Annotated in this window: 22 protein-coding genes and 2 pseudogenes; 8 read left to right on the top strand and 16 right to left on the bottom strand. The window is 64.5% G+C overall.

Annotated elements, in window-relative coordinates:
• From IE126_RS26020 to IE126_RS19645, 3 genes are all read right to left on the bottom strand, one after another.
• Nucleotides 1-1,640: DEAD/DEAH box helicase (locus IE126_RS26020; RefSeq protein WP_229825687.1), on the bottom strand; the 1,640-nt coding region annotated here is incomplete at its 3' end.
• 11 nt (nucleotides 1,641-1,651) lie between these two features.
• Complete coding sequence (locus tag IE126_RS19650; protein ID WP_189381932.1) at nucleotides 1,652-3,199, bottom strand: site-specific DNA-methyltransferase; 1,548 nt, start codon at nucleotides 3,197-3,199, stop codon at nucleotides 1,652-1,654.
• A 3-nt stretch (nucleotides 3,200-3,202) separates the two neighbouring features.
• On the bottom strand, nucleotides 3,203-3,391 hold the full coding sequence (locus IE126_RS19645; RefSeq protein WP_189381931.1) for a type II toxin-antitoxin system Phd/YefM family antitoxin: 189 nt from the start codon (nucleotides 3,389-3,391) through the stop codon (nucleotides 3,203-3,205).
• Nucleotides 3,392-4,015: 624 nt separating this feature from the next.
• On the opposite strand from IE126_RS19645, the pseudogene IE126_RS19640 reads away from it, so the two are divergent.
• Nucleotides 4,016-4,246, top strand: a pseudogene (locus IE126_RS19640) (ribbon-helix-helix domain-containing protein); the annotation flags it as partial.
• Nucleotides 4,247-4,464: 218 nt separating this feature from the next.
• Here the strand turns inward: IE126_RS19640 and IE126_RS19635 are convergent.
• A pseudogene (locus tag IE126_RS19635) lies at nucleotides 4,465-4,941 on the bottom strand (IS6 family transposase); the annotation flags it as partial.
• A 256-nt stretch (nucleotides 4,942-5,197) separates the two neighbouring features.
• On the opposite strand from IE126_RS19635, the gene IE126_RS19630 reads away from it, so the two are divergent.
• From IE126_RS19630 to IE126_RS19620, 3 genes are read left to right on the top strand one after another with little or no spacing between them, the layout of a single operon-like run.
• Nucleotides 5,198-6,202: a helix-turn-helix transcriptional regulator gene (locus IE126_RS19630; RefSeq protein ID WP_172413068.1), complete on the top strand. Its 1,005-nt coding sequence runs from the start codon at nucleotides 5,198-5,200 to the stop codon at nucleotides 6,200-6,202.
• The gene (gene dmfA1 / locus IE126_RS19625) at nucleotides 6,195-6,593 is read left to right on the top strand and encodes a N,N-dimethylformamidase subunit alpha (RefSeq protein WP_062563510.1); all 399 of its coding nucleotides are present in this window, start codon (nucleotides 6,195-6,197) and stop codon (nucleotides 6,591-6,593) included. Before IE126_RS19630 ends, dmfA1 begins: the two co-directional genes overlap by 8 nt.
• Nucleotides 6,594-6,628: 35 nt before the next feature.
• On the top strand, nucleotides 6,629-8,917 hold the full coding sequence (locus IE126_RS19620) for a N,N-dimethylformamidase beta subunit family domain-containing protein (protein WP_062563509.1): 2,289 nt from the start codon (nucleotides 6,629-6,631) through the stop codon (nucleotides 8,915-8,917).
• Between the two features lie 270 nt (nucleotides 8,918-9,187).
• On the opposite strand, the gene IE126_RS19615 is transcribed toward IE126_RS19620, so the two are convergent.
• Nucleotides 9,188-9,622, bottom strand: a complete 435-nt coding sequence (locus tag IE126_RS19615; RefSeq protein WP_062563508.1) for a hypothetical protein — start codon at nucleotides 9,620-9,622, stop codon at nucleotides 9,188-9,190.
• A gap of 93 nt (nucleotides 9,623-9,715) precedes the next feature.
• Here IE126_RS19615 and IE126_RS19610 point away from each other — a divergent pair, with 93 nt between their 5' ends.
• Genes IE126_RS19610 through IE126_RS19600 form a run of 4 tightly spaced genes read left to right on the top strand, consistent with a single transcriptional unit; the run spans nucleotide 9,716 to nucleotide 13,115 of the window.
• Nucleotides 9,716-11,290: a recombinase family protein gene (locus IE126_RS19610; RefSeq protein ID WP_100526008.1), complete on the top strand. Its 1,575-nt coding sequence runs from the start codon at nucleotides 9,716-9,718 to the stop codon at nucleotides 11,288-11,290.
• Nucleotides 11,290-11,748, top strand: coding sequence for a ParB N-terminal domain-containing protein (locus IE126_RS26565; protein WP_229825686.1), 459 nt, complete (start codon nucleotides 11,290-11,292; stop codon nucleotides 11,746-11,748). Before IE126_RS19610 ends, IE126_RS26565 begins: the two co-directional genes overlap by 1 nt.
• A 6-nt stretch (nucleotides 11,749-11,754) precedes the next feature.
• Nucleotides 11,755-12,201 (top strand): plasmid partitioning protein RepB C-terminal domain-containing protein, encoded by a 447-nt coding sequence (locus IE126_RS26560; RefSeq protein WP_263567934.1) that lies wholly within the window; start codon nucleotides 11,755-11,757, stop codon nucleotides 12,199-12,201.
• On the top strand, nucleotides 12,198-13,115 hold the full coding sequence (locus tag IE126_RS19600) for a plasmid partitioning protein RepB C-terminal domain-containing protein (RefSeq protein WP_062563507.1): 918 nt from the start codon (nucleotides 12,198-12,200) through the stop codon (nucleotides 13,113-13,115). The genes IE126_RS26560 and IE126_RS19600 overlap by 4 nt, the downstream gene beginning before the upstream one ends.
• A gap of 499 nt (nucleotides 13,116-13,614) precedes the next feature.
• Here the strand turns inward: IE126_RS19600 and IE126_RS19595 are convergent, their stop codons facing one another.
• The 11 genes from IE126_RS19595 to IE126_RS19545 all read right to left on the bottom strand — a co-directional run bounded on the left by IE126_RS19595 (nucleotide 13,615) and on the right by IE126_RS19545 (nucleotide 24,984).
• On the bottom strand, nucleotides 13,615-14,691 hold the full coding sequence (locus IE126_RS19595) for a DUF2793 domain-containing protein (protein ID WP_062563506.1): 1,077 nt from the start codon (nucleotides 14,689-14,691) through the stop codon (nucleotides 13,615-13,617).
• Between the two features lie 11 nt (nucleotides 14,692-14,702).
• A complete protein-coding gene (locus tag IE126_RS19590) occupies nucleotides 14,703-18,701 on the bottom strand; it encodes a baseplate multidomain protein megatron (RefSeq protein WP_062563505.1) in 3,999 nt (1,332 codons plus the stop codon).
• A 9-nt stretch (nucleotides 18,702-18,710) separates the two neighbouring features.
• Nucleotides 18,711-19,145, bottom strand: coding sequence for an NlpC/P60 family protein (locus tag IE126_RS19585; protein WP_062563504.1), 435 nt, complete (start codon nucleotides 19,143-19,145; stop codon nucleotides 18,711-18,713).
• A complete protein-coding gene (locus IE126_RS19580; protein ID WP_062563503.1) occupies nucleotides 19,142-20,026 on the bottom strand; it encodes a DUF2163 domain-containing protein in 885 nt (294 codons plus the stop codon). Before IE126_RS19580 ends, IE126_RS19585 begins: the two co-directional genes overlap by 4 nt.
• Nucleotides 20,023-20,232 carry a hypothetical protein gene (locus IE126_RS19575; protein WP_062563502.1) on the bottom strand — a complete coding sequence of 70 codons (210 nt, stop codon included), beginning with the start codon at nucleotides 20,230-20,232 and terminating at the stop codon, nucleotides 20,023-20,025. The genes IE126_RS19580 and IE126_RS19575 overlap by 4 nt, the downstream gene beginning before the upstream one ends.
• Nucleotides 20,229-20,879 carry a lysozyme gene (locus tag IE126_RS19570; RefSeq protein ID WP_062563501.1) on the bottom strand — a complete coding sequence of 217 codons (651 nt, stop codon included), beginning with the start codon at nucleotides 20,877-20,879 and terminating at the stop codon, nucleotides 20,229-20,231. The genes IE126_RS19575 and IE126_RS19570 overlap by 4 nt, the downstream gene beginning before the upstream one ends.
• Nucleotides 20,880-20,900: 21 nt before the next feature.
• On the bottom strand, nucleotides 20,901-21,191 hold the full coding sequence (locus tag IE126_RS19565) for a hypothetical protein (RefSeq protein ID WP_062563500.1): 291 nt from the start codon (nucleotides 21,189-21,191) through the stop codon (nucleotides 20,901-20,903).
• Between the two features lie 12 nt (nucleotides 21,192-21,203).
• Nucleotides 21,204-21,830 carry a DUF2460 domain-containing protein gene (locus tag IE126_RS19560; protein ID WP_062563499.1) on the bottom strand — a complete coding sequence of 209 codons (627 nt, stop codon included), beginning with the start codon at nucleotides 21,828-21,830 and terminating at the stop codon, nucleotides 21,204-21,206.
• The gene (locus IE126_RS19555) at nucleotides 21,830-24,292 is read right to left on the bottom strand and encodes a phage tail tape measure C-terminal domain-containing protein (RefSeq protein ID WP_062563498.1); all 2,463 of its coding nucleotides are present in this window, start codon (nucleotides 24,290-24,292) and stop codon (nucleotides 21,830-21,832) included. Before IE126_RS19555 ends, IE126_RS19560 begins: the two co-directional genes overlap by 1 nt.
• A gap of 27 nt (nucleotides 24,293-24,319) precedes the next feature.
• The gene (locus tag IE126_RS19550; RefSeq protein WP_170848957.1) at nucleotides 24,320-24,484 is read right to left on the bottom strand and encodes a DUF7697 family protein; all 165 of its coding nucleotides are present in this window, start codon (nucleotides 24,482-24,484) and stop codon (nucleotides 24,320-24,322) included.
• A 62-nt stretch (nucleotides 24,485-24,546) separates the two neighbouring features.
• On the bottom strand, nucleotides 24,547-24,984 hold the full coding sequence (locus tag IE126_RS19545) for a hypothetical protein (protein ID WP_062563497.1): 438 nt from the start codon (nucleotides 24,982-24,984) through the stop codon (nucleotides 24,547-24,549).
• Nucleotides 24,985-24,992: the final 8 nt, after the last annotated feature.

Genomic DNA, 24,992 nt, shown 5'->3' with positions numbered 1-24,992 from the left:
TTCACTTCGACGCGATACTTGGTGACGGCCGCCGAGAACCCCGTTCGTTCGGTCTCGGGGAGGGCCTCGACGATCGCCCTTTCGAGGCCGCCGTCAACACGCCCCGTCACGGCAATCTCGACCTTCCCATCATCGGTTTCGCGAACGCTCACGCCTTCGCGCTTCTTCAGTTCTGCAACCACCTCGGGTGTCGCCGTCACCGTGTGCTTGAACATCGGCTTCGGCTTGTCGCGCGGGCCGAACAGGCCGGTATCGGCATCGAGAGACGTCTGCGCCGGTTCGATGTTGTCGAGCGCCTCATCCTCCTCGAAACCCATGGCCACCAGCTTGTCGGCCAGCGACCGCGCCGCCTCGCCGAACGACGGCTCCGACAGGAACGCATAGGCGCGGTTCAAATCCTCGGCCTTGCGGCGCTTGGCATAAGGCATCCGCAGGACTCGCCCCAGCAACTGCTCGACGTCCACCGCGCTCTGGATCCGCGAGACCGAGCAAAACGCATAGGCGAAGGAACAATCCCAGCCCTCCTTCAGCGCCTCGACGGTGATGACGTATTCGATCGGGCATTTCGGATCGAACAGGTTGATGCCATCCAGTTCGCGCTGATCGCCGGTGGCCACGGCGATCTTGTGTTCGGGGATCTGCTCGACCTCCATCAGGTGCTTCTTCAGCACCTCGACCGTTACCTCCTGGTTCTTGGGCTGCGCCTGGAACAGGACGATGGGTCGAATGTAGTCGGTGTCCTTCTCGGCTTCCTCGGCCAGCGACGCCCGTGACGCGATCGCCCCGTTCACGGCGTTCTGCCAGGTGTCGTGCTCGGACAGCATGATCGGCAGCTTGATCATCTCCTCGAGCTTCAGTTCCTGCGCCGTCACGCTGTGCAGGATGTTCGAGTTGAGCCGCGGCGTCGCCGTGAACTCGATGATCGCCGACGGATTGACCCGTGCCTGCATTTCGCGCGTCAGGCCGGTGACCGCATTGTGCGCCTCGTCCACGATCATCAGCGGCCGATGAACATGCATCAGATTGGCGAAGGAGAACTTCACGCCGCCGCCTTCCAGCGTTTCCAGCCCCGGCAGGCTCTTCGGGAGCGCCGTGAAGTGCGGCTCCATGTTCTCGTTGTGGGAATAGACCTTCCGGCCCTCGGTGTTCGACACGCGCAGGGTCTGGATCGTGCCGACGACGATGCAGCAATGGTCGCGGATGTCGTGCGGGCGGATATGCGTGAAGTCCGCGATGTCGAACACGCGCACCCGGCCGTCGAAGGCCTCGTCCAGCGCCTGCCGATAGGGGTGGCGGGCGTTCTTCAGCGCCTCGGCCGTCTGAAGCCGGATCGTGTTCGACGGCACTAGCCACAGGACCATCGGATAGTCCTTCTCCACCCAGGCGTCACGCGCGATGCCGATGGAGTGGGCACCGAGGATCGTCTTGCCGCCCCCGGTGGGCAGGCGCAGGCAGACATAGGGAACGGCCGGCAACTCCGCGAGCGGCGTGTAGCTGCCGCCGTACCGGCCGAGCCGCTTGGCCTGGTCCGGCTCCCTGGTGATCGCCTCGTACGCGCCCTTCGGGCCCGCCACGCGCGCCTCCTCGAAGAAGCGGCGGAGAACGGAGAGAGTATCGGTCTGGTATTGCTTCAGTTTCATCAGATGCCCCCTCAGGCCCGCGCTTTGACGTCGTAGGGCGTCTGCTTGAAGGTGATGCGCTCGCGGTCGAGCGTCGCGGGCGTCAGCCGGGATTGTTCGCCATAGACGGTCAGCGGGCCGTCGAAGTCCGGCGCCAGCCGGGCGATATCCTCGCGGATCAGGGCGAGCGTGGCGCGGGTCAGCACGTTGCCGCCGCCCGGTCTCTTGTCGCCAAGGATGCCGTTGTAGAGCAGCGCGTGGGCGCGGCCGTCGTAGATGCCGAGCAGCGGGCTGTCGCCATCTCCATCCCACGGCCGGTCGGTCTCCGAGAACCAGACATGCGCCGCCAGCACCGGGAAGCGGATGTCCTGCCGGATGTGGCCTTCCTCGTCGAAGACGGGGGGGCCGAGCCGATAGAAGCGGAACCCTCCGCCGCCTTGCCAGCCCACCGCCTCCGAAATCCCGCCCGGTTCGCCCTCGATGACCTTCTGCAGACGCGGCGCGCAATGGGTGCGGGCGTGCTCGCCCATTTCGATGCCGATGTAGCGGCGTCCCATTTTGTGCGCCACGGCGGCTGTCGTGCCTGAGCCGAGAAAGGAGTCGAGCACCAAATCTCCCGGGTTTGTGGCAATGTGCACGATGCGCTGGATCAATCGTTCGGGCTTCGGGGTATCAAAAACCGTCGAGCCGAAAAGCTTCACGGTCTCTTTCTTCGCCTCGTCGTTCGTGCCTACGTCAGCTGCCAGCCAAAGGGTATTCGGGGTCAGACCGGCTTTGGCCTCGGACAAGAACTTCTTTTCTCGCGGTGCATTATTTCCCGTTGCACCAAACCAAATCCGATTGTCTGCGATTTTTTCCTGCATCACAGGCCAAGTGTAAAGCCAGCAGCGCCCGGCTGGGAGGGTGTGAACCTTTCCATTTGGCGCCGTGAAATCATAGAACTGACTCGGAGTTCCATGTCCTCCCTGTGCGTTTACCGATACTGACTGCCATGGGCCTCGAGGATCATCGTCAGGATTCTTGTAGCGGCCCCTTACCGTGTCGGAGAGTTCAAGATCATTCCGCACTGCCCCGAACTTTGCGGGCTCTCGACAGTAGATCACAACTCGTTCGCAATCCTCCGAGAACACTTTGCGGTTTTCCCGGGTTGTTCGTTGCTGCCAAGTGCAGGACGTGACGAAGTTCCGCCTCCCGAACACCTCGTCCATGATGACCTTGAGGTAGTGCCCCTCGTTGTCGTCGATGGACACCCAGATCGAGCCATCCTCGGCCAGAAGATCGCGGAGCAGTTCCAGCCGGGGCCACATCATGGCCAGCCATTGCGTGTGCTCGAGGTTGTCGTCGTAGTGTTCAAAGGCGGAGCGCGTATTGTAGGGCGGGTCGATATAGATGCATTTCACCCGACCGGCATAGAAGGGCAGCAGGGCCTTCAGCGCTTCCAGATTGTCGCCCTGGATCAGCATGTTGCCCGCGCCACCGTCGCCCGCCGACAGCTCCGGGACTTCCTCCAGCAGGCGATAGGGCACGTTCTGCGCCGTGCGGATGTCCTCGTCCCGTGTCAGCCAGTTCAGTATCGGCATGCGCTACCGCTCGTCCTCTCGTTTCTTGCCGAAGGGCTCCACGGTCGTGCCGGTCAGCCGCTGGTACTCTTCGACCGCAAGGACGACGACCACCGGGCGCCCATGCTTCTCGACCACCACGGGCTCGGCCCGCGCCTCGTCGATCAACTGGCCGAAGTGATACTTGGCCTCACGGGCAGACACGGCCTTCATGGGCCCCTCCCTGATTTGTGGTCAGAATGGTCACAACGCAGCGATGAGGTCAACGACCCGCGGAAATGCGATCGCTAAATCAGGGAGTTCGACGCCAGTGGCATTTCGCTCGAATGGAACTGGGATCGGAGTCCGCGCGGACACCGGACAAAATGGCTTATAGAACAGATGCTTGAAAGCTTTTCACCAAAACTGCGCAGTCAACAGGTCCGGAGAATATCGGCCCGGAGAAACCACTTCGGACCCACCCGGCAGCAGGGCCGGTTAACAGCCCCTCCTGCATAACCCGCGAAAACAACGCAAAAATCCGGCCGCAGCCGGATCGGGAGAACGCTTTCTCGGGGGCAAGTGGCGGAGGATGGGGGTCTGAAAGACAACCTTCTCCACTTATACTCGTTTGTTTTCAATAGCCTAGCGGACCAAAGATTCGGCTGATCAACGATCCTTCCGCTGATCCGCGACGATCCGCCCGTCCTCAAGCGCCACGAAGCGCGCCGCACGCACTCGCGCCGACACATCTGCGCCGCTGGCCAAGGCCAGCGGCATCCTTGATGTGTAGTGTTTCTTTGGTTATATTGAATACGCGCCGCACATGAGGAGTCTGCGAAGTCCCGCTCCACGACCATGACCGTCTGCCTCAGCGGTGCGTTCAGCGACTTCGTCGCGGCCAATGTCAGCGAGAACGGCTCCTACGAGAACATCAGCGAATACGTGCGTGACCTGATCCGGCGGGACAAGGAGCGGGCAGAGCAGGAGGCGTTCGACAGGCTGAAGGCCGAGTTGACCCGCCCCTTCGCCGGGCCCGAGACCAGCTACAAGCCGCGGACAGCGGCCGAAGTCATTGCCAGCGACCGGGCCTGCGCGTCGGCGAGAAGACCGCACCATCGGGGCCGAACAGCAGCCCCTTCATCCGTAGGGCCGCCGCCGCGTCTCGATACACCTTATCGCATCGCGGGATCCTCGTGGTCATGGAGATCGGCCAGCATCAGAATTATACGGAATCGAACCCATATGTTGCTCGCAGCACATTGAACGGTTCAAGGACGGCCATAGCGATACGCAGTGTTTACCTCCCGGTGACCTGCTTCTGGGCGGCGCCGAGTTCCCGCAGCGTAGGATCGCAGTAGATCGGTGACGATCTCCTCGGGGGGACCGCAGCGCTTCATCAGTTTCCTGAGGAAGTTCAGGGCGGCCTTGCGGTTTCGGGTCTTCGTGACCAGTCCCTCCAGCACCTCGCCCTCATGGTCGACGGCTCGCCAGAGGATGTGCTGCTCGCCGTTGATCTTCACGAACATCTCATCGAGATGCCAGCGCCATTCAGGGCCCGTCCGCAAGCGCGAGGCGCGGCGGCGCCGGATCTCGGCGGCGAACATTGGGCCGAAGCGCATTCACCACTGCCGGACTGTTTCATGGCAGATGTCGATGCCACGCTCGCGCAGCAGGTCTTCGACGTTCCGAAGCGAGAGCGGGAAGCGCACATAGAGCATGACCGCCAGGCGGATGACCTCGGGCGAGGTCTTAAAGTACCGGAAGGGCGAGGGCTGGGTTATGACAGGGTGGGTAGGGGGCTCGCCGCAGTCCGGCCAGACAGGTTTCCCTGACAGCGCCCCGGCATGCAATCGGGGAACTTTTTTCGAGCCATGGGTAGATATACTCATGACTCGAATCTGCCGCCCTCGTAACGTGTAAGCAAGATGACATGTCTGGAGTTCTAAGTAACAACAGCGCAGGTAAAGCATGCAGATTGATAATTCGCATTACGCGACATCCGCACAGCGCCGGTCTGTCTCGAATATCATGTCAATCATGTCTGAAGACCTGTCCCGAGCCAACAGGATTTTGTTGGTCGCAGAGGAACTGAACACTCTGGCGCCGCTGGCCGCGATGTCGCTATCGATCTATGACCCGCTGACCCGCAATCACAACTCAATATTTTCGCACGGATATTCCCGGGAAACCGTCGCCTACCTGGACAATTCATACATGTCCATCGATCCGGCTTATCTGTGGATCCTGCGCACCAACCAGTCGTTCTTCAGCTGGGAAACAACCAATTTCGATTACTCTCGCAGCATTTCCGCGCGCAATTTCTGGAACCCGGCTGGCTACAAGGGGGGGTCGACCAGCTATCTGAAGAGCCGATCAAACAGATATGTCGGCAATCTGCATACCAGCAGCGAAGATCCCGGCCAGCCATCTGTCGGGTTCCTGAGGATCATTGATGACATTTCGCCCGTGCTGTCTGCGCTGGTCGACAACTGGGAAACACCGAAATCGCTGATCGAAGGGCTGGAGGAACATGCCTGCTCCCTCTTCATCGACGACAAGGGAAACACTCAGCGCCCCCACAGGCATGAGGCATGTATCTTCGGCAGGATACATGAATTGTCCAACATTGCCGTCAGAAAATACGGCAACATCGACAGCCTGCATGTCATCGGCGCGCGTCTGCCCAGCACCTGCTGGTGCCTATGCGGAGAGATCGTGCATCGCGTCGATTTCAAGATCTGCCATGGCGGCTGGCTTGTAAGCCACGTCCCCGCGTCCCTACCCTTCGGATTGACCATCAGGCAGGCCGAGGTCTGCTCACTCTCTGCTATCGGCATGACGCGCACCCAGATTGCGGACATTCTGACAATATCTGCACGGACCGTCGATCGGCATATCGAAAATATACTAGAAAAAACCTTCGCCAGAAACCGGATCGAGCTTGCATATCTCGCCGCGAGCTCCGGCCTGATCAACCTAGATTACCTTGTCGCACATTTCAATTCGGCACAATGCCACAAAAAGGGAGGAGAAGATGACTGAAGCCAGCGAATCCTGCGTCCGGGATCCGTCGAACTATCGTGACAGGAGCGCCGACTGGTACGCGTTCTATGACGAGCGGCGGCGAAAGGAGATCATTGACATCATTGATGAACACCCCGAAATCGTCGAGGAGCATGCCGCGAACCCGTTCGGCTACAGGAAGCACCCCAGCCCCTATCTTCAGCGAGTGCACAACTATTTCCGCATGCAACCGACCTTCGGAAAATACTACATCTATTCCGAAAGGGAATGGGACGCCTATCGGATCGCCACGATCAGGGAGTTCGGCGAGCTGCCGGAGTTGGGTGATGAGCGATTCAAGACCGAAGAAGAGGCCATGCACGCCGTGTTCCTGCGCCGCATCGAAGATGTGCGCGCAGAGCTTGCATAGTCATTTCTCAGCACGAATTCACACAGGGGGAAGACATGAAAGACATTGCCATTCGCGGATATTGTGACCGCCCCAGCGTCGCCACTGGAGAAACGATCCGCTTTTACGTCAGCGCCAACGAAACCAGGGGGACATTCGATGCCGAGCTGGTCCGGCTGATCCATGGCGACAGCAATCCGGCGGGTCCGGGTTACAAGGAGGAAGCGATCAAATCCGATCTGGAAGGGCAGTATCCCGCCCGCTTTCAGCGCACCCAGTTCGGAAGCTATGTCGAGGTCGCGGATCCCGACGCCGGGTTGCAGCCCGATGGTGCGTTTTCCGTTCATCTGTTCCTCTGGTCCACAACGCCGAGCCGTGGCCGTCAGGGGATTGCGTCGCGATGGAACGACGAGCGCCAGTCGGGGTGGAACCTCGCGATCGAGGACGGCCGCGTCGTGTTTACGATTGGCGACGGCAGCGGTGCGACCTCCAGTGTCGTCAGTGATCGCCCGCTGTTTCAGCAGATCTGGTATTCGATCACCGGTGTTTATGATCCCGAAAAGAAACAGCTTCGGCTGTATCAGAAATCCGTCGTGAACCGGACAAACAGCCGCTTCGGGCTTGTCGTCCCGCTCGATTCGGATTGTGCCGTCTCTGCCGATGCCACTGTAAAGGCTGCCGATTCCGAAACCTCGCTGCTGATTGCCGGGCTCGGCGAGGCAGCCGCGCAGGACGGCCGGACCTGGTGCATCGCCCATTACAACGGCAAGGTCGATGCCCCCAAGATCTATGGCTGCGCGCTGGGCCAAGACGATGCGGAAAAGCTGTCCAGGGGCGAGATCGTGAGGCCTATTTCCCGCCTTGCCCATTGGGATTTTTCTGCTGGGATCGGGCTGAACGGGATTCCCACCGATCACGTCGTCGATGCCTCGGGGAATGGGCATCACGGCCGCTGCATGAATCAGCCCGATCGCGGCTCGACCGGGTGGAACTGGGACGGGCATGAGGAGAACTTCATCCACTGCCCCGAGCAGTATGGCGCGCTCTGGTTTCACGAGGACTGCCTGGACGACTGCCGCTGGGAAAAGGATTTCGAGTTCACCGTTCCAGAGGGCCTGAAAAGCGATTTCTACGCGGTGAAGATCCGTTACGAGGACACCGAGGATTACATTCCGTTCTTCGTTCTTCCGCCGCGCGGAACCGCCACGGCGCCGATCCTCGTCATTGCCAGCACGCTGAGCTATCTCGCCTATGCCAATGAGCAGATCATGCACAAGGCGGATATCGGACAGGCCGTCGCCGGCCATACGCCGGTTCTGAACGAAAACGACGTCGAGTTGCACAAGAACCTGAGCTATTACGGGCTGTCAACCTATGATGGTCATATCGACGGTCGCGGCGTGCAATACACCTCATGGCGGCGCCCGATCATGAACCTTCGCCCGAAACATCGTCAGGGTTTCGGCTCGATCTGGGAGCTTCCCGCCGATCTACACTTGATCGACTGGCTGAACCATAACGGTTTCGAGTACGACGTCGCCACGGAACATGATCTGAACGATCAGGGCGCGGAATTGCTGCGCCGCTATAAGGTTGTGCTGACCGGCTCGCATCCCGAATATCAGACTTGGGCCAATGCCGATGCGTGGGAGGATTATCTGGCCGACGGCGGGCGCGGCATGTATCTGGCCGCGAACGGGATGTACTGGATTGTGGAAGTTCATCCGGAAAAGCCCTGGGTCATGGAGGTCCGCAAGGAACTGGGCGTGACCGCTTGGGAAGCGCCGCCCGGCGAATATCACTACAGCACCAATGGACGGCGCGGCGGTCGTTTCCGTGGACGCGCCCGCGCGACCCAGAAGATCTGGGGCACCGGAATGAGCAGTTTCGGTTTCGATCATTCGGGTTATTTCGTTCAGATGCCCGACAGCCAGGACGAGCGCGTCGCCTGGATCATGGAGGGGATCGATCCTGAAGAGCGGATCGGCGATGGCGGCCTCGTCGGAGGTGGTGCCGGTGGATATGAGTTGGATCGCTACGATCTTGCTCTGGGCACGCCGCCGAATACCTTACTGCTTGCAAGCTCGGTCGAGCATAGCGTCGTCTATACGGTCATCCCCGATGACAAGGCATTTCCGCATCCGGGGATGAATGGTGGCGAACATCCTTTCGTCCGCGCCGACATCACCTACTTCTCGACCGCAAATGGTGGCGGCATGTTCGCGACATCGTCCATTTCCTGGCTGGGCAGCCTGTCCTGGAATGATTACGATAACAATGTCTCGAAGATGACCAAGAACGTGCTGAATCAGTTCATCAAGGATGAGCCGGCGCCGCGGGTCTGACCAGAGCCGAGCGGCGGATATTGTCACGATATCCGCCGTGCGCTCGGGCCGTCGTTCCCCCGGTTCGCCATGCACAAAGCGAAGTTGTTTTTCAGCAGGCCTGAAAGCTTGAGCGCTGAACAACATGGCAGGGGGAAAAACGGCGGTTTTCGCTGTGCGCGATGGCCGCTGGTGCTGTTTGGGTCAAACCCGCGGAGGGGCTGATCAGGCACACAACTCTCTGTCTCGTGCCATATCAGATAGCACGGGAGCGCCGCGAAATCCTGCGCATTATCGGCGGACGGTAAAATCAGCCTCGTCAGGCGATCCTTCGGTGTCGTCGGGTTCATCGTTGACTGTCAGCCGACGGACCGTCGCCAGTAGCTCCTCGATCGCCTGTTCCGCTGCCGCGAGTTTCACGGCCATCATCAGTTCCTCCCGCCCCGCCATTGCGAGGAACATCCCCAGCACCTCGTCGGAGTGTCGCGCCGGAGCGACCAAATGCTCTCCGCTCGGGCCGTATCTGCCAGCGAACCAGTTCTTCACCGTCTTCTCATTGGCGCCGGTCCAGGAGGCGACGATCTTTGCCCCCGCCCGACTGTCTCCGAGTGATCGCTTCAAGGTCGATGCGATCTCAGCCGCGAACCAGTTGTCCGGCTCGTGCTGACCGTTCCCAGTATGCCTTTTTTCGTTTGGAAAGAACTTGCCCTTTTTCGGAAACGACATTCCGGCCTCCCTCGCGTTACATGGACACGGGGATTCAGCCGCAGCTTTGCGCGGACTGGAGGAATTTGCTTGGAATGACGAGGAGATGCGCGCTTGGGCGGTCGATGGACGACCAATTCGGACAGGAGCGACGGGGCGCCCGAGGTGGATGTGCCCGCGGTCGCTTATGTCCGAATGTCGACGGATCACCAGAAATACTCGACCGAGAACCAGCTCGACGTCATCCGCAAATATGCATCGGATCGCGGTCTTGAAATCCTGCGCATCTTCGAGGATTCCGGTCGGAGCGGGCTACGCCTCGACGGCCGCGAGGCACTACAGAGCTTGATGGGAGAGGTCGAATCCGGGCAAGCCGACTTCAAGGCGATCCTCGTCTATGACGTCAGCCGCTGGGGCCGGTTTCAGGATGCCGACGAAGGCGCCTACCATGAGCATGTCTGCTCGCGCGCCGGGATCCGCGTCCACTACTGCGGCGAGCAGTTCGAGAATGACGGCAGCATCGGCTCGAACCTGCTGAAAACCGTGAAGCGGGTCATGGCTGGCGAATACAGCCGCGAACTCTCGGTCAAGGTTTTCGCGGGCCAGTGCCGCCTCGTCGAACTCGGTTTTCGCCAGGGCGGCGCGCCCGGATACGGATTGCGCCGGGTGCTGATCGACGAGCACGGCAATCCCAAGGGTGAACTGTCGCGCGGCGAGCAGAAAAGCCTTCAGACCGACAGGGTCATTCTCGTCCTCGGTCCCGAGCACGAACAGGATGTCGTCCGGCGCATGTATCGCATGTTCGTCGAGGACGGCCGATCCGAGCGCGAGATAGTGGATGCCCTGAACGCCGATGGACTGCGCACCGATCTCGACCGGCCATGGACGCGGGCGACGGTCCATCAGGTGCTGACCAACGAGAAATACATCGGCAACAACGTCTTCAACAAGATCTCCTTCAAGCTGAAACAGCGCCGGGTGGTGAACCCGCGCGAGATGTGGATCCGCGCCGAGGGCGCTTATCCGGCCATCGTCGATGAGGCTCTGTTCCTGCGCGCTCGGGAAATCGTCGATGCGCGCAGCCGCCATTTCTCGGACGAGGAGCTGCTGGATGCCCTGCGCGCGATTCTGAAGCGCCAAGGGATGCTTTCGGGGCTGATCATTGACGAGGAGGACGACGTGCCGTCCTCCAGCGCCTATCGCGGCCGCTTCGGCAGCCTGCTGCGCGCGTACCGACTGATCGGCTATGAGCCCGACCGGGACTACAGCTACATCGAGGTCAACCGGGCGCTGCGGCAGGCCCATCCACAAGTGGTGGCCGAAATCATCGCTGGCGTCGCCCGGCGCGGCGGGTCAGCCGTGCAGGACCCCGACACCGACCTGGTGCGCGTCAACGGCGAGTTCACGGTGTCCATCGTGCTGGCTCGCTGCACAGCCACAGCGACCGGATCACTGCGCTGGCGCATCCGTCTCGACACCGGCCTGGTTCCCGACATCACGATCGCCGTGCGCATGGACGAGGCGAACGCGGCGCCGCGCGACTACTACGTGCTGCCCAGCATCGACATCACCTTCGGGAAACTGAAATTCGCCGAGCAGAACGGGCTCGCGCTCGATGCGTACCGGTTCGACACGCTCGATTTCTTCTACGCGCTCGCCTCGCGGGCCAGGATCGCGGAGGTGGCGTGATGCCCGACGACATGGAGCCGATCAGCCAGAAGCAGGTGACCCTGATCCCAACCGAACGGATCCGGGTTCTTAATCCCCGCATCCGCAACGGTCGCACCTTCGAGGCGATGGTGGAGAACATCGCGCGCATCGGCCTGAAGCGCCCGATCACCGTGGCGCCGCGCGCCGGGACCGATCCGCAGGAATATGACCTCGTCTGTGGACAGGGCCGCCTCGAGGCCTTCATCGAACTGAAGCAGGACCGCATCCCGGCCATTGTGATCGAGGCCGACGAAAGCGATTGCCTTGTGATGAGCCTCGTCGAGAACTGCGCGCGGCGGCAGCACAACCCCATCGATCTGATGCGCGAGATCGGCGCGCTCCGCCAGCGCGGCTACAACGACCGCCAGATCGGCGAGAAGATTGGCGTGTCCACGGAATACGTAAACATGATCGCCGGCCTGTTGGAGAAGGGCTAAGAACGCCTGGTCTCGGCCGTGGAGACCGGGGTTCTTCCGCTGAACCTCGCTATCCAGATATCCAAGACGGACGCGAAGGGCGCGCAGAAGGCGCTGATGGACGCCTACACGCAGAACAAGCTGCGGGGCCGGAAGCTGACACTCGTCCGTCGGCTGATCCAGCAGCGTGAACAGCGCGGGCCGCAGCTACGCCACAATCCCTTTGGCCGCCGCGATGGGGCGAAGCGGGCGCTGACCAGCGAAGGGCTGGTGCGGGCCTATCAGCAGGAAGCGACCCGTCAGAAGCTGCTGATCAAGAAGGCCGAACTGACGCAGGGCCGACTGATGTTCGTGCGCGAGGCGTTTCGGAAACTCCGCACGGACGAGCATTTCATGACGCTTCTGCGAGCCGAAGGACTCGAGACGATGCCGGGCGACCTCGCCAAGGCTGTCACGGATGGGAGGCCGACTTGATCCGCGATTCGAGCCAGCACCCGCATGACGTTGATCGCGGCTTCGAGGACGACTGCGTCACCATTGCCATCGAGGCGATCCTCCCTCTGCGCACGCTGGGCAAATCCGCCAAATCAAGTCGGAAGTATCGACAGATCCTTGCTTCCATTGTCGAGATAGGTCTCGTCGAGCCACCGGTCGTGGCGCGAAACCCGGATCGATCCGCCACATGGCTGCTGCTCGACGGGCATATGCGGATCGAGGTATTGAAGGACCAAGGCGTTCAGGAGGTGGAATGTCTGGTTTCCACCGACGATGAGGCGTTCACCTACAACAGGCAAGTCAGCCGCCTCGCCCCGGTCCAGGAACACAAGATGATCCGCAAGGCAATCGAGCGCGGCGTCCCGGAAGAGAAGATCGCGGCCGCGCTCGCTCTCAATCTCAGTAGCATTCGGCGAAAAGTTCATCTTCTGGACGGGGTCTGCGAGGAGGCGGTGGCGATCCTGAAGGATAAACCCTGCACGGCTGCCGTCTTCGAGGCGCTGCGCAAGATGAAGACCATGCGCCAGATTGAGACCGCAGAACTGCTCGTGAACGCGAACAACTATTCCGTAGCCTATGTAAATGCGATCCTGGCGGGAACACCGCAATCGCAATTGCTCGAGTCGTCGAAGCCGAAGAAGGTCAAGGGCATCACACCAGAAGCCATGGCGCGGATGGAACAGGAACTGGCCCGGCTGCAGGAGGGCATCGCTTCGATCCAGGACACATACGGTCAGGATCACCTGCATTTGACCGTGATCAAAGGATATGTCGGCAGGCTCCTCGGGAACGCTCGTGTGGTGCGGTATCTCGCGCAGAACCATCCAGAATTCTTCGGCGAGTTTAAGACAATTACTGAGATCACACCGGTGGAAACCAATAGCCCCGATTGACGGGCTGGCAGCAGATGATGGGGACCCGGACCCGATAAGCGCGGGGACCGCAGGAGACGCCGGACGGTGGGCCGGATCAAGTGCGGCGGTGGGGATGGCGGCGAACCCGCTCGGAGCCCACCACGGTCGGCGGACATATCGCCGACCACGCAGGTATCCCATAGGTGGCTATCTGCGATGTTTGACGGGCGCGCCGCCACTAGCCGGATACTGGGTGCCGGTTGAAGGAGCGGCGCGCCCGCGCGCTGTATGTGGAGTCAGCGCAAACGAGTTGCGGCTGTCAGCAATCGCAACACACGGTGGTCTGGAATGACCACGAGGCCCAGTTCTTTGATTCGACTGCAACAACGCCCTTTGCTCGGTTTTCTCGCTGATCCCCTCGGCATGTGTGTCCACATAATGGAACTGGACGGAGACATACCGACATTCGGACGATCCCGTGCTCTGGCATGCGGACGAAGTCATCCTTGGGTCATTGAAGTGTAATAGCATGCCTCCCTCAGCCGATCTTTGCGCCCCAGAACGAGGAGTGATCGGCGGCGAAATACCCATCCGCCGCGCGGAAGGTGCCCTGCAGCTCGACGGTGTCGCCCTGTGCGAGCAGCACCATGGTCTGCAGCCAGAGCGCCGTCGCCTCGGAGGCATGGGCCCCGGAAATCTCGCCCCGCGATCCCCGGATTTCGGTCGATCCGTTCAGCACCAGTCGCCCGCGCATCCGGGCATTGGTGCTGGAATTGACCTTGTAGAGCAGCGTGGCGCCGAAGAGGTAGGTGCCATCGACCGGGGCGACGAAGCGGTTGTTGCCGGCATCGAAGGCATCCTGATCGTTATAGTCGGTGTTATTGATGCCGATCTTCGTCCAACTGTCGACGGCGACATAGTTGTCGTAGTTGGTATAGCCCTTGAAGCGCGGCAGCCGGGGCTGATCGACGATGCCGGTGGCGTTGTCGACGATCAGCCCGTCGAAGAAGCTGCTGCCATCAGCCGAAACCGCGAGGCGGAACTTGTCTGAACCGAAGAGGCCGACCAGCGCCTTGGTCACGAAGCCGGTCTGCAGCGTCAGCCCGAGATCGTCGCCCGCAGCCTCCTTGTTCATCGTGTAGAAGAGATCGCCGGTCCCACCCTCGGCCACGGTCTTCGCCGTCCAGAGCGCCGCATTCAGCTTGGCCGAGAATGGGTTCGACACATCCGCCGTCGTCCCCAGCCCAAGGAGCGCGAGGTTCTGCAGCGATGCCGGGGTTGTCCCGGCCCAGCCAGACCCGTTGTAGACCAGCAACAGGTCCTCGTCCTCGACCCACACCCGCCAGCCGGTCCGGGGCGGCAGGCGCAGCCAGGCGCCGTCCGTCCAGAGCGCCACGCTCAGATCCCAGCCCGCCCAGTCGCCGGTGGCGCCGGAGCCGACGATGTAGCGGTCGCCATCGGCGGGGCTGCCTGGCGGGCTGTTCAGGTTCCGGTCGAGAACGGAGAGCTGGACGAGCCCGTCGAGCAGCCGCAGGGCCTCATTGTGGGTGACATGCTTCTGGGCCTGCGCCGTCAGGATGTAGGGCAGCAGGAGATGGGTCGTCGTGTCGGACATGGGGAAAGCCTTCAGAAGCTGAGGGTCACGGTTTTCGCTGCGCCCCGCCCGATCAGGGCGGAGAGCTGGAAGATGCGGATTGCCAGCGTCTGGCCGGGTCCGAGCGGTGCGCCCCAGTCGGCGGACTGCTGGGTGGCGGCGTAGACTACGCTGGTGCTGGCGGCGGCCAAGGTTCGCTTGACGGCCGGGCCGTCGAGGATCTCGACCTCATAGGCTTCGACCTCCTCGGAGAGCGGCACCTCGCCGGTGCCCCAGTTGTCCGCCGAGAGGGATCGCGAACGGCGGGTCCAGCGGATCGTGAGATCACCCGGTGTGCGTGGCTTTCGCCATGGCTGCTCGACATGGGCGACCGAGAACGGCCGGCGCCCCACGCCCTCGGGCGTGAAGCTCGTGGCAACATAGGTCTCGTCGCTGACCGGACGGCTTGCCGGGCCGATGCGCCAGTTCCAGGGAAGCCCGAGATCGGCCTCGGCGACCGGCAGCGAGGCAAGGCTCTCGTCCAGCACGACCACCCGCGCACCAGCGGGCGCCGGATTGCCCATCGCACCCTCGGTTCCGCGCTGCCCGCGCAAGAGCCGGGTCAGACGATACCGACCGGGCGCCAGCAACTCGGCCGCACCCGCCTGCACGATTTCCCAGATGCCTGGTGCGCTCTCGATGGCGAGTGCATTGGCGCCGCTGAACAGCGCCAGATCCGTGACGCTCTCCAGCGTGCCCGAAAGCAGATCGACCACCAGCACGTTGCCGAGATCGAAGCGTGAGGTCGGCCCCGACCAGAAATCCGAAACCAGGACGCCGATCCGCGCCCGACCGCCGAAGGTGGTCAGCAGCTCGAAGCCATCGGACGAGCCGCTGCGGAACACCGCCATCTCGCCGGGCCATGGAACGGCATGGGCTGCGACGAAGGGACGATGCGCCGGCTGATCCTCGGTCAGTTGCGGCAGGTCCATCACTATCGCGTCGGGCGCTCCGAACACGACCGGGCGCGTCAGCGAGGCCGCACGCGGATCGCCGGGCGGCAGATCATAGGTCGCGCGGTCCTGGCGGATCGCTTCCACTCCGCGTGCCTCGGCATCCGCGACGGAGACGAGACGGAACTCGATCTCCCGCCCGTCATGGGCGAGCCGGATCACGTCGGCGGGATCGAGCGCCAGCCGCGAGGGCGGAAGGCGGAAGATTGCGCTCTCGCGCCCAGTCCAGGCTTCGAGCAGAGCGCGGCGGCAGCGGCGTTCCGCCTCTTCCGGCGGAACGGCCATCGGGAAACTCTCCGATGTGATCCGCGCCGTATCGACGGTGATGCGTCGCGCCTCGACCAGCGCGGCGTCGTAGTCCTCGTCGGCCCGGGCTAGTTGCCATTTCAGCGCCTGCGGCAGCTCGGTTTCCTGGCCCCGCGTCAGTTCCAGCACCTCACCCTCGCGGCTGGAGGCCAGATCGTCGACCGATAGGGTCAGGCTGGATGCCCGGCCGCGCATGACGAAGCGGATCACGCCCTCGGTCTCGATGGCATCGAAGCCGAAGTGGCGGGCCAAAGTAGAAATCGACGCGCGCGGGCTTTCCAGCGCGCCGATGACATAGCCCTCGACCGCGCCCCAGAGGCCGGAAACGTCGATCAGGCTTTCCGCAAGACCGGCGCGCATGCAGAGGTGGCGCACGAGCGCGGCGAGCGACACCGCGCCCAGCCGACCTGTCAGCCAGTGACCGAGCCGCCAGTTGGGGCCGTCCGTCCAGATGCCCGTCAGTTCGGGGAAGAAGGGATAGGGCCGCGCATCCCAGGTCCAGGCGGCGCATTCCGGCACATGCACCATCCGGTCGCCGTAGATGGCCGAAACCGGATTGTTCGCTGAGGTGCCCCACCAGAGGTAACTGGCCTCGAGGTAGGCACGCTGGATGGCGTCGTCGCGCCAGCCGCGCGAGAAGTAAGGCGTGAAGCTCTCGGAGGACTTCGGGTCGAAGAACACGTTCGGCTGGTTCGTGCCTCGGTCGATGGCGGGGCATCCAAGCTCGGTGAACCAGACGGGCTTTGACTGCGGCACCCATGCCGTCGGCGTGCCGCTCTCGATCCCGCCCGGTCGGTTGAAATGCGGGTTCGACCACCAGGCGCGGAGATCCTTGTAGCGGAAGACCCAGGACTTGCCTGCAGCGCCGTCGGTGATGGGCGTGCGCAGTTGCGCCGACCTGTCGGCCGCACTGGCATAGAACCAGTCGAAGCCCTCGCCCCCGGCAATGTTGGCCTGCAGGTAGGCCCGGTCATGGATGCCGGGCCAGCCCTCGAGGGCGTCGGCATGGTCGAACCCGTCGCGCCAGTCGGAGAGCGGCATGTAGTTGTCGATGCCGATGAAGTCGATGTTCGCGTCCGACCAGAGCGGGTCGAGGTGGAAGAACACGTCCCCTGTTCCATCGCCGGGCTGGTGGCCGAAATACTCGGACCAGTCGGAAGCATAGCCGACCTTGGTGCCCGCGCCGAGGACTGACTTTACATCCGCCGCCAGCGCCTTGAACGCCGTCACGGCCGGATAGGCGCTGCCGCTGGACCGGATCGTCGACAGTCCCCGCATCTCGGTCCCGATCAGGAAGGCATCGACACCTCCCGCCACCGTGCAGAGATGGGCGTAATGCAGGATCATGCGCCTCAGGCCCCAGTCACCCGCGGGGCCGGTCCAGTTCACGTTGTCGCCCGATACTGCGAACTGCGCCAGGGTGGCTGTACCGAAGAAGCTGGAGACCTGTGTTGCGGCGGCTGCTGTCTTGTCCGCAGTTCCGGCATAGCCCGACGCCGGGGAACAGGTGATCCGGCCCCGCCACGGGAAACTCGGCTGGCCCGGCGTCGCGGCATTCGCGCTGTAGGGGTTCGGCAGCGTGTTGCCGGGTGGCACGTCCATCAGCAGGAAGGGATAGAAGGTGACGCGCAGGCCGCGCGCCTTCATCTCGCGGATCGCCTGCACCACCGCGAAATCCGCAGGTGTGCCGCCATAGACGGGCCGATCCTCGGCATCGCGGCTGACGAGATGGGCGGCGGCCCGTGCCACGCCGTTGACCGTCCACACCTTTGGGCTGGTGACCTTCGTCGCCACCTCGACGCCCGGTTTGATCGAGCAATTGCCCGCGCGCAGGTCATTGCCGAACCAGGCGACGACGAGGCTGACACTCTCGACGGCCGGGGCCATGGCCTGCAAACGGTCGAGGGCCACGACGATATCGGCCTCATCGGGCAGCGCGTTCAGGTTCTCGGCCGAGGTGGTGCCGCCTGTCGTCTGGCCAAAGATGGTGGTCGTGGCCCCGACTGTCTTGCGGACCGCTTCGGTAGCATAGGTGAACTCGCCCGAGGCCGGGATCATGGTCACGGCTTTGACCAGCCCCTCGGCCGTGTCGGGATCCGCGAGCGGCCGGAAGACCTCGAACGAAAGCTGCGGCAGTCGATTGCCGTAGTTCGAGAGCGCCAGTTCCTCGAAGACCACATAGGCTGTCCCGCGATAGGCTGGGGTATTGGTCACCCCCATTTTGGCCGCGATGAAGGGGTCCGCAGCTTGCGCTTCGTCGCCGGGATACCAGCGCCAGGTGATCCCGGTCATGTCGAGCGGCTTGCCGTCCGCCCAGATGCGGCCGATGCCGGTGATCGGGCCTTCGCACAAGGCGACCGCGAAGGAGGCGTAGTAGAGGTATTCCGTCGTCTGGACCCGGCCACCGCCGCCGCCCTTGCCGCCGCCCTGTGTCGTGGTCTTGGTCTCCTCGCGGAAATCCGTGGCCCAGATGATGTTGCCGCCAATGCGCATGCGGCCGTAAAGGCGCGGGATGATCGCGCCTTCCGTGGCCGAGGTGATCCGCAAGCTGTCGAGGCGCTGGCCCTCGATCTTCTGCGCGGGCGCCAGCGAGGACACGATCCAGCTATCGACGACCGAACCGATGGTCGAGCCGATGAAACCGCCGATGGCGGCTCCGGAAAAACCGAGGATCGCGCCACCGAACGCCCCGCCGATGGCGGAACCGACAGCGCCGAGGACAAGCGTGGCCATGGGAAAATCTCAGCGAGCGGGGAAGAGGAAGGCGAAGGCGATGCGGCGTCGCCATGTGGGCGTCAGCGGTTCCTCGATCACGCCTAGTCGCTCATAGGCGTGAAGGAAGGTGCCCGGTCCGGTCAGGATGCCGACATGCTTGGCGATAGCGCGGGGCATCATGCGGAACAGGACCAGCGCGCCGGGTGGGGCATCTGCCGGTGCGATCTCCGGCATCATCGCCCGCGCTCCATCCGCCAGAACCTCGCGCGGACCGGTCTCGCCCCAATCCCGGCTGTAGGGCGGGATCGGGAAGGGCTCCGGCCCGACCACGTCGCGCCAGACACCGCGCGCGAGGCCGAGGCAGTCGCAGCCGACCCCGCGCAAGCTCGCCTGGTCGTGATAGGGCGTGCCAAGCCAGGATCGGGCAGCGGCGATGACGCGGGTCGGATCGGCGGCCTTCACAGCACAGCTCCCTCGTGGCCGCCGTCCTTGCTAGCGTAGCGCAGGACCGCGTCTTGACCTGGGATGTGGGGGAAGCCGCGAAAGTTGGCGACATTGGCGAACTTCGTCCCGCAGGTCGCGATCCGCTTGTCGCAGCCCGCCCGGACCACAAAAGCATCCGTCGCCATGATCGGCCGCACCGGGGCTTCCAGCAGGGTGAGGATCGCCAGACCGTCGACGAGATCATGCGACAGCACCTCGACCCGTCGCCCGGCATTCGCCCCAGTCGACCATTCGACGAGACCGAAGGCGAACCACCCCGCCGCGAAACTGCCGAGGCCGGAGGCTGTAAAGGCTCGGTCGCGCAGCGCATCGATCACCGCGCCGATGCCCTTGAAGGCCGGGGCCTCAAGGTTCACGCCGCAGCGTGCATCACCCAGCGCGGCGTCGCAGCTGGCCTGGAACGTTCGTCCGACGGTCTGGCCAAGGATGTGCGCCAGCGACCTGACCTCGGCGACGAAGGCGAGCCGCCCGCGCCGGATCTGACCGATGGCGCCGCGGCGCAGGAGCACGCGCTGCGCCGGGGCCGACCAGTTCACGCGCCAGACCTCGACTGCCGCATTGTCCCACCGGCCGTCGAGGATGTCGGTCTCGGTGATCCGGTCCGACGACAGCACCCCTTGGGCATCCTGCGCATCCACGGACAGATCCGACCCCGACCGGACTTCGGACGCCGTCAGCCCGCTTTCCGGTTCGAACTCGGTCCCGTCGAACGACAGCGTCCGGTCGTGATCGGTGAAGCCGAAGGTCACGCCGTCCGCCCGGGTGATCCGCCAGCACCAGGCGAGCGTCGTGGTGCCTTCGTCGAGATGGGCCTGCAGTGCTGGCGGGAGCGACTTCACTTCCGCCCCCAGCCGCGCCAGAGCGCGATCGAGGCCAGCGCCGAGGAGACGACCCCGCCTGCCGCGCCGGTCAGGGCATAGAGGTTGAAGGGCCTGAGGTCGAAGGTTCCGGTCGCCAGGTCGAAATCCGCCAGCCCCGCCATCGCGAGGCCGGAGGCGATAAGGCAGGCGAGATAGACGAGGCCGCGGGCAAAGGTCCAGTTCATGTCGTTTCCTTTCCGGTGAAGAGGCTGGCGAGGCGCTGCCACCAGCTGGGCGCGGTGGCGGGATGGGTGGGAGGCGGCATTGGCGTGCCGCTCGGGCGCAGCAAGGCCAGCGCCTCGGCCTCGGTCAGCCGCCTGATCGGCCGCGAGAAATCCACCCTGCCGTTGCGGTCGACGGCCCAGACCGGGACGGTGCCGGTCGGGTAGATACCTTTCGCGAAGAGATCGCGTTCCGCCTCGCGCCGGGACCGAATGGCGGCGGGCTTGAGCCAGCCCATGAAGGCCGCTGCGGCCGCCGCGCGGTTGCCTGCGTTCAGGTGACGTGTCAGCGCAGCCTTGGCGATGCCACCCGTGTTGTAGTGGAAGGAGACCAGCGCATCGAACTCGTGCGGTTCCAGCGGCACCTTCACCGCGCGCAGCACTTCGGCCTCGTAGGTCGCGAGGTCGGTGCGAAAGAGCCGAAACGCCTCGCTGATCCCGGCTTGCGTGTCGGCGGGCATCCCGCGTGGCATGCGCGCCGGATCGGGCGGCCCGGCAGCAGCGGTGTGGCCGATGCCAAAGGTCCAGACGTCCCTCACGTCGAGATAGGGTCCGGGCACGACGCCTTCGTGCCGGATCAGGGCCAGAAGCCCCCGGTCGGTGGTCTGCATGGCGGTGGTCCTTTTGGGAAATCAGGGGACGTCGTGGCGGCGTTCGAGCGCGGCGGTCAGCGCCTCGATCCGGGCGAGGATGTTTGCGATCCGCTCGTCGATGACGGCGATGCGGCGGTCGGCTTCGACGATCTGCCGGTGGTAGAGCGGCGAGGTGGAGAGCAGTTCGGCCACCCGCGCCTCGAGCGACGTCATGCGGGTGTTCTGCGTGCCCGCCCACCAGATCGCGGCCCCGCCCTGCGCCGACAGCGCGAGGGCAAGGCTCAGGTAGGCGGCCAGTGCGCCCATGCGCACGGTCGTGGGTTCGGACATGGGATCGGTCCTTCAGAGGCGGAGTTCGATGAGGGGGATCGTGGTGATCGATCCGAGACGTTCGAGATCGAGCGTGACGTCGAGGGCGTCAGTGTCGAAGCGGACGGGGACGTCGAATTCGAAACCTGCGGTGATCGCGACGCCTGCGGCCGGGGCGGTGGTGAAGGTGACGAGGCCCGTCGCAGTGGAAACCGACCAGCCGGAGGCCTGCGGCGTGCCGTTCAGGGCTAGGGTGACGGTCCCGGCCACCGGCTTGGTGATCGAGCGCGTCCAGGACTGCGCGCCGGAAGTGTAGCGCTTGGTCAGTTGAAACAGGGTGGCCGATCCGTTGCCGGTGCCAATCGGCTGGTTGGTCGGCCCCGGCGTCTGCGACGGCAGGCAGGACTTGAAATCGGCCCAGTCCTTGAAGCGGAAGCCGTGCAGGCGGCCGTTGCGGGCCTCGAAGAAGGCGACGACCGCCGCCAGATCATCAGCGCGGCGAATGCCATAGGCGACGTCATAGCGGCGGCGGCTGTTGGCCCAGCTGGCGTTGCGTTCCTCGGCGCCCGAGGCGAGCTCGACGATCTGGGTGCGCCGCTCGGGGCCACCGCGTGCGCCGCGGCTGATGTTGTCCGGAAACCGGACCTCGTGGAAGGCCATCACATCCCCCTCTGCCCGAGGGACACGGCTCGGGCGATGTCGCTGGCGACCTGCGTCCGGGACTGGCGGAAACTCTCGGCGTCGCGGGCGTTGATCGTGACGTTGACGGTGGGCGCGCCCGCCTGGCCGTAGCTTGCTGCTTCGCGCCGGGAGAGAACCCGCTCCCCGCGTTGCAGGATCGCGGGCACTTCATCGGGGCGCAGTCCGGCCCAACCGCCGGTGTGCATCCGAGACGCGCCCGCGAATGCCAGGGCCGGGACCATCCGGCCGGGGCTCGGGCCGCCGACCATCCCGCCTGCATGCAGGATGTTTGCGAAAATCCCGCCTGCCCCGCCCAGCGCGCCGGAAAGGGCGTTGGCGATGGGGCCAAGGATGAAACGCCGGGCGGCGAGCTTGGCGAGATCGGCGATCATCGATGTGACCAGATCTCGGAAGTCGAGTTTGCCGGTCTTCACGAAGTCGCCGATGGCGTTCTCGGCGCTCTGAAACGCCCCGACCAGCGCGCTGCCGATATCGCCGCCAATGTTGCGAGCCTTCGCGGCGTAGTCGGCGAGCGCCGCGGTGACGGCCTGCCAGCCGATCAGGGCGGTGTCCGCGCCTTCGGCTGCAGCGGCCCCAGCGTCGTGCGCGGCACCGCCCGCGCTATCGGCGGCGGTGGCCGTGTCATTCAGCCCGGCCGTGAGAGCATCGGCCGACGCGGCCGCATCGGCGAGTGCGGCCTCGGCTTCCTTCCCTGTGCCGGTCACGGCATCCTTCAACGCCTGCCAGCTGGCCAGCGGCCGACCGGCAGCATCGGCGAGCATGCCTGCCGCTTCGCGGAACCCATCGGCCCGAGCGAGGGCATCCTCGGCCATCGCGCCGAGGCCAAGATCGGGCGGTTCCAGATAGGTGCGTGCCAGCGCAGCCGAGAAGGCATCCGCGGCCGCGGCACCGGCTGCGGTCGCGGCGCCCTCGAACGGATTGCCGATGCGGCCGAGTTCCACCGGATCGAGCGTTCCAATCCGCACCCCACCTTCGCCAGTGGCCCATTCCGGCAGGAGGGCCAGCGCGGCATTCAGGGTCTCGATGAAGCTGTTGATGCGCGTGACGACGCCGTTCAGCATCGCCTCGACGCCCGAGATCAGCCCGTTTGCGGCCTGGAAGGCGAAATCGCCGATGGCACCGGGCAGGCTGCCCCAGATCGCCACGGCCGCATCATAGGCCCCTTGGAAGATCGCGGCCGTCCGGTCGCCGAAGCTGACGACGCCTGCGATGGTGCCCTCGAGGGCCGAGAGACCGGCCGCCTTCAGCCCCTCCCACCCGGCCGCCATCCGCGCGAGGGCAGCGTCCAGCGACAGCCCGATACGGGACCAGACCTCGCGGGCCAGATCGCCGAGCAGGCGGAAGGCCTCGCCCACGCCGCCGACACGGGTGACAAGCTGCGAGAACTGGTAGACCAGCTCGCCCGCGCCGACGATCAACGCCCCGATGCCGGTGCGGATGAGGGCACCGCGCAGGAACACGAGCGCCGTTGCGAGCCCGCGTACGGAGAGGGCGGCGGCGGCCAAGCCCGCCACCCAGCGCCCGGCCATGACGGCGGCGAAAGTCGCGGCATAAGAGGCGAGACGCCCGAGATTGCCGATCAGCCCGTCGATGGCCGAGCGCAGGATGCCGCCGTCCGAGGCCAGCGCAACGAAGGCATTGGCGAGCGCCTCGATGGTCGGGGCCACGGCGACGGCGATGCGGTTGCGCAACCCGTCGAAGACCAGCGATACGGTGCCCAGCGCCAGCTGCGTGCGGCGCAGGGCTTCCAGCGCATCGCTGTCCAGAACCGCCCCAAGGTCGGAGGCTTGGTCGCCAAGCCGCGTCATCTCCGCCCCACCATTGCGCAGGAGGGGGATCAGCCGCGTGGCGTCCGAGGCCATGGCCTCGAGATAGAAGGTCATCTCCTGCTGGCTGAGTCCCGCGCGTTCCAGCGTGTCGACGTAGAGTTGCAGCGCCTCGGGACCGGAAAGCCTCGCGAACTGGTCAGCCGTGACGCCCACGCGCGGCGCGACATTCTCGAAGAAATCCGCCATCGGCCCGCCGCCGGTCTGCAGGAAATCCCCGACCCGGTCGTTCACGTCCTTCAGGATGTCGGCCAGCTTCTCCTGCTCGATACCCACCGTCCGCGCCCCGGCCGACCAGCGCTGCAGGGCCTCGGGCGTCGTGTTGGCGACCTGCGCGAACTGTCGGACTTGCGCGGCGCTCTCGGCCGTCGACCGGACGATCAGCCCGAGCGAGGCCGTGGCGGCGGCAGCGGCGGCCCCGAGTGCGAGGCCCGCGCGACGCGCGAAGGCCGCAAGTCGGGTGTTCGCCAGTTCCATCTCGCGTGACAGGCGGCCGAAGCCACGGGCCCCGGCCTCACCGACACCTTCCAGCTCGGCGCGCACCTGGCGACCGCCAACGGCGGCGAGCCGGACGGAGACGCGTTTCTCGGCCATGGGATCGGGGCTCCGGTTGGGATAGGGTCAGTCGCGGCTGGCCGCGATCTGTTCGTTGACGCGGCGGACCATCACCGCCTCGAAGGCGGGCAGCAGTTCGGCGATGGCAGGCGGGGAAATGCCGAGGGCCGCGCCCAGGGCCAGCGCCGCACCCATGTCCCAACCGATCACAGCGCCGGGGATGACGCGCATCTGGCCGCCAAGGCGCTGCGCCAGGTCCCAGACCTGCGCGCCTTCGAGCGTTAGCGGCCGGTTCAGCCGTGCGGGGCAGTCGGGACAGGGTCCAGCACAGGCCGCGCAGTAGCCTTCGCCCCCGCCGAAGGACCAGTCGGCAAGGGCGCAGAGGCGTTTTTTTCCGCGTCCAGCAGGAGGGCCTTGGCGACGTAAGTTGTCTGGAACGCCTCGAAGGCAGGCCAGAGGTCGAGGAGCGCGTCGATGGCCTCGGGGCCCGGATCGATGGGACTGCCATCGGCATCGCCGATCCCCTCCCATGCGAGGATCGCGCGCCGGGCCAGCGCCTTGGCCATGGCGAGCGCGGCTTCCTCGGTCGCAGCGCCCTCAGGCAGGTCGGCAATCGCGGGATCGCCCCGCGCCGAGACCATCAGGGCCGTGGTCAGCGGGCGGAGCTTCACACGCACGCCGGGAATGAGGTCACACCACTGCGGCGCGTTCGTGAGGTCGAGGGTCAGCATGGCGTGCC

It is taken from the genome of Gemmobacter nanjingensis (assembly GCF_014652195.1).
In the GTDB taxonomy this organism is placed as follows: Bacteria; Pseudomonadota; Alphaproteobacteria; order Rhodobacterales; family Rhodobacteraceae; genus Gemmobacter; species Gemmobacter caeni.
Note: the sequence above shows the minus strand (reverse complement) of the source record. Positions and strands in the feature narration are given on the sequence as shown.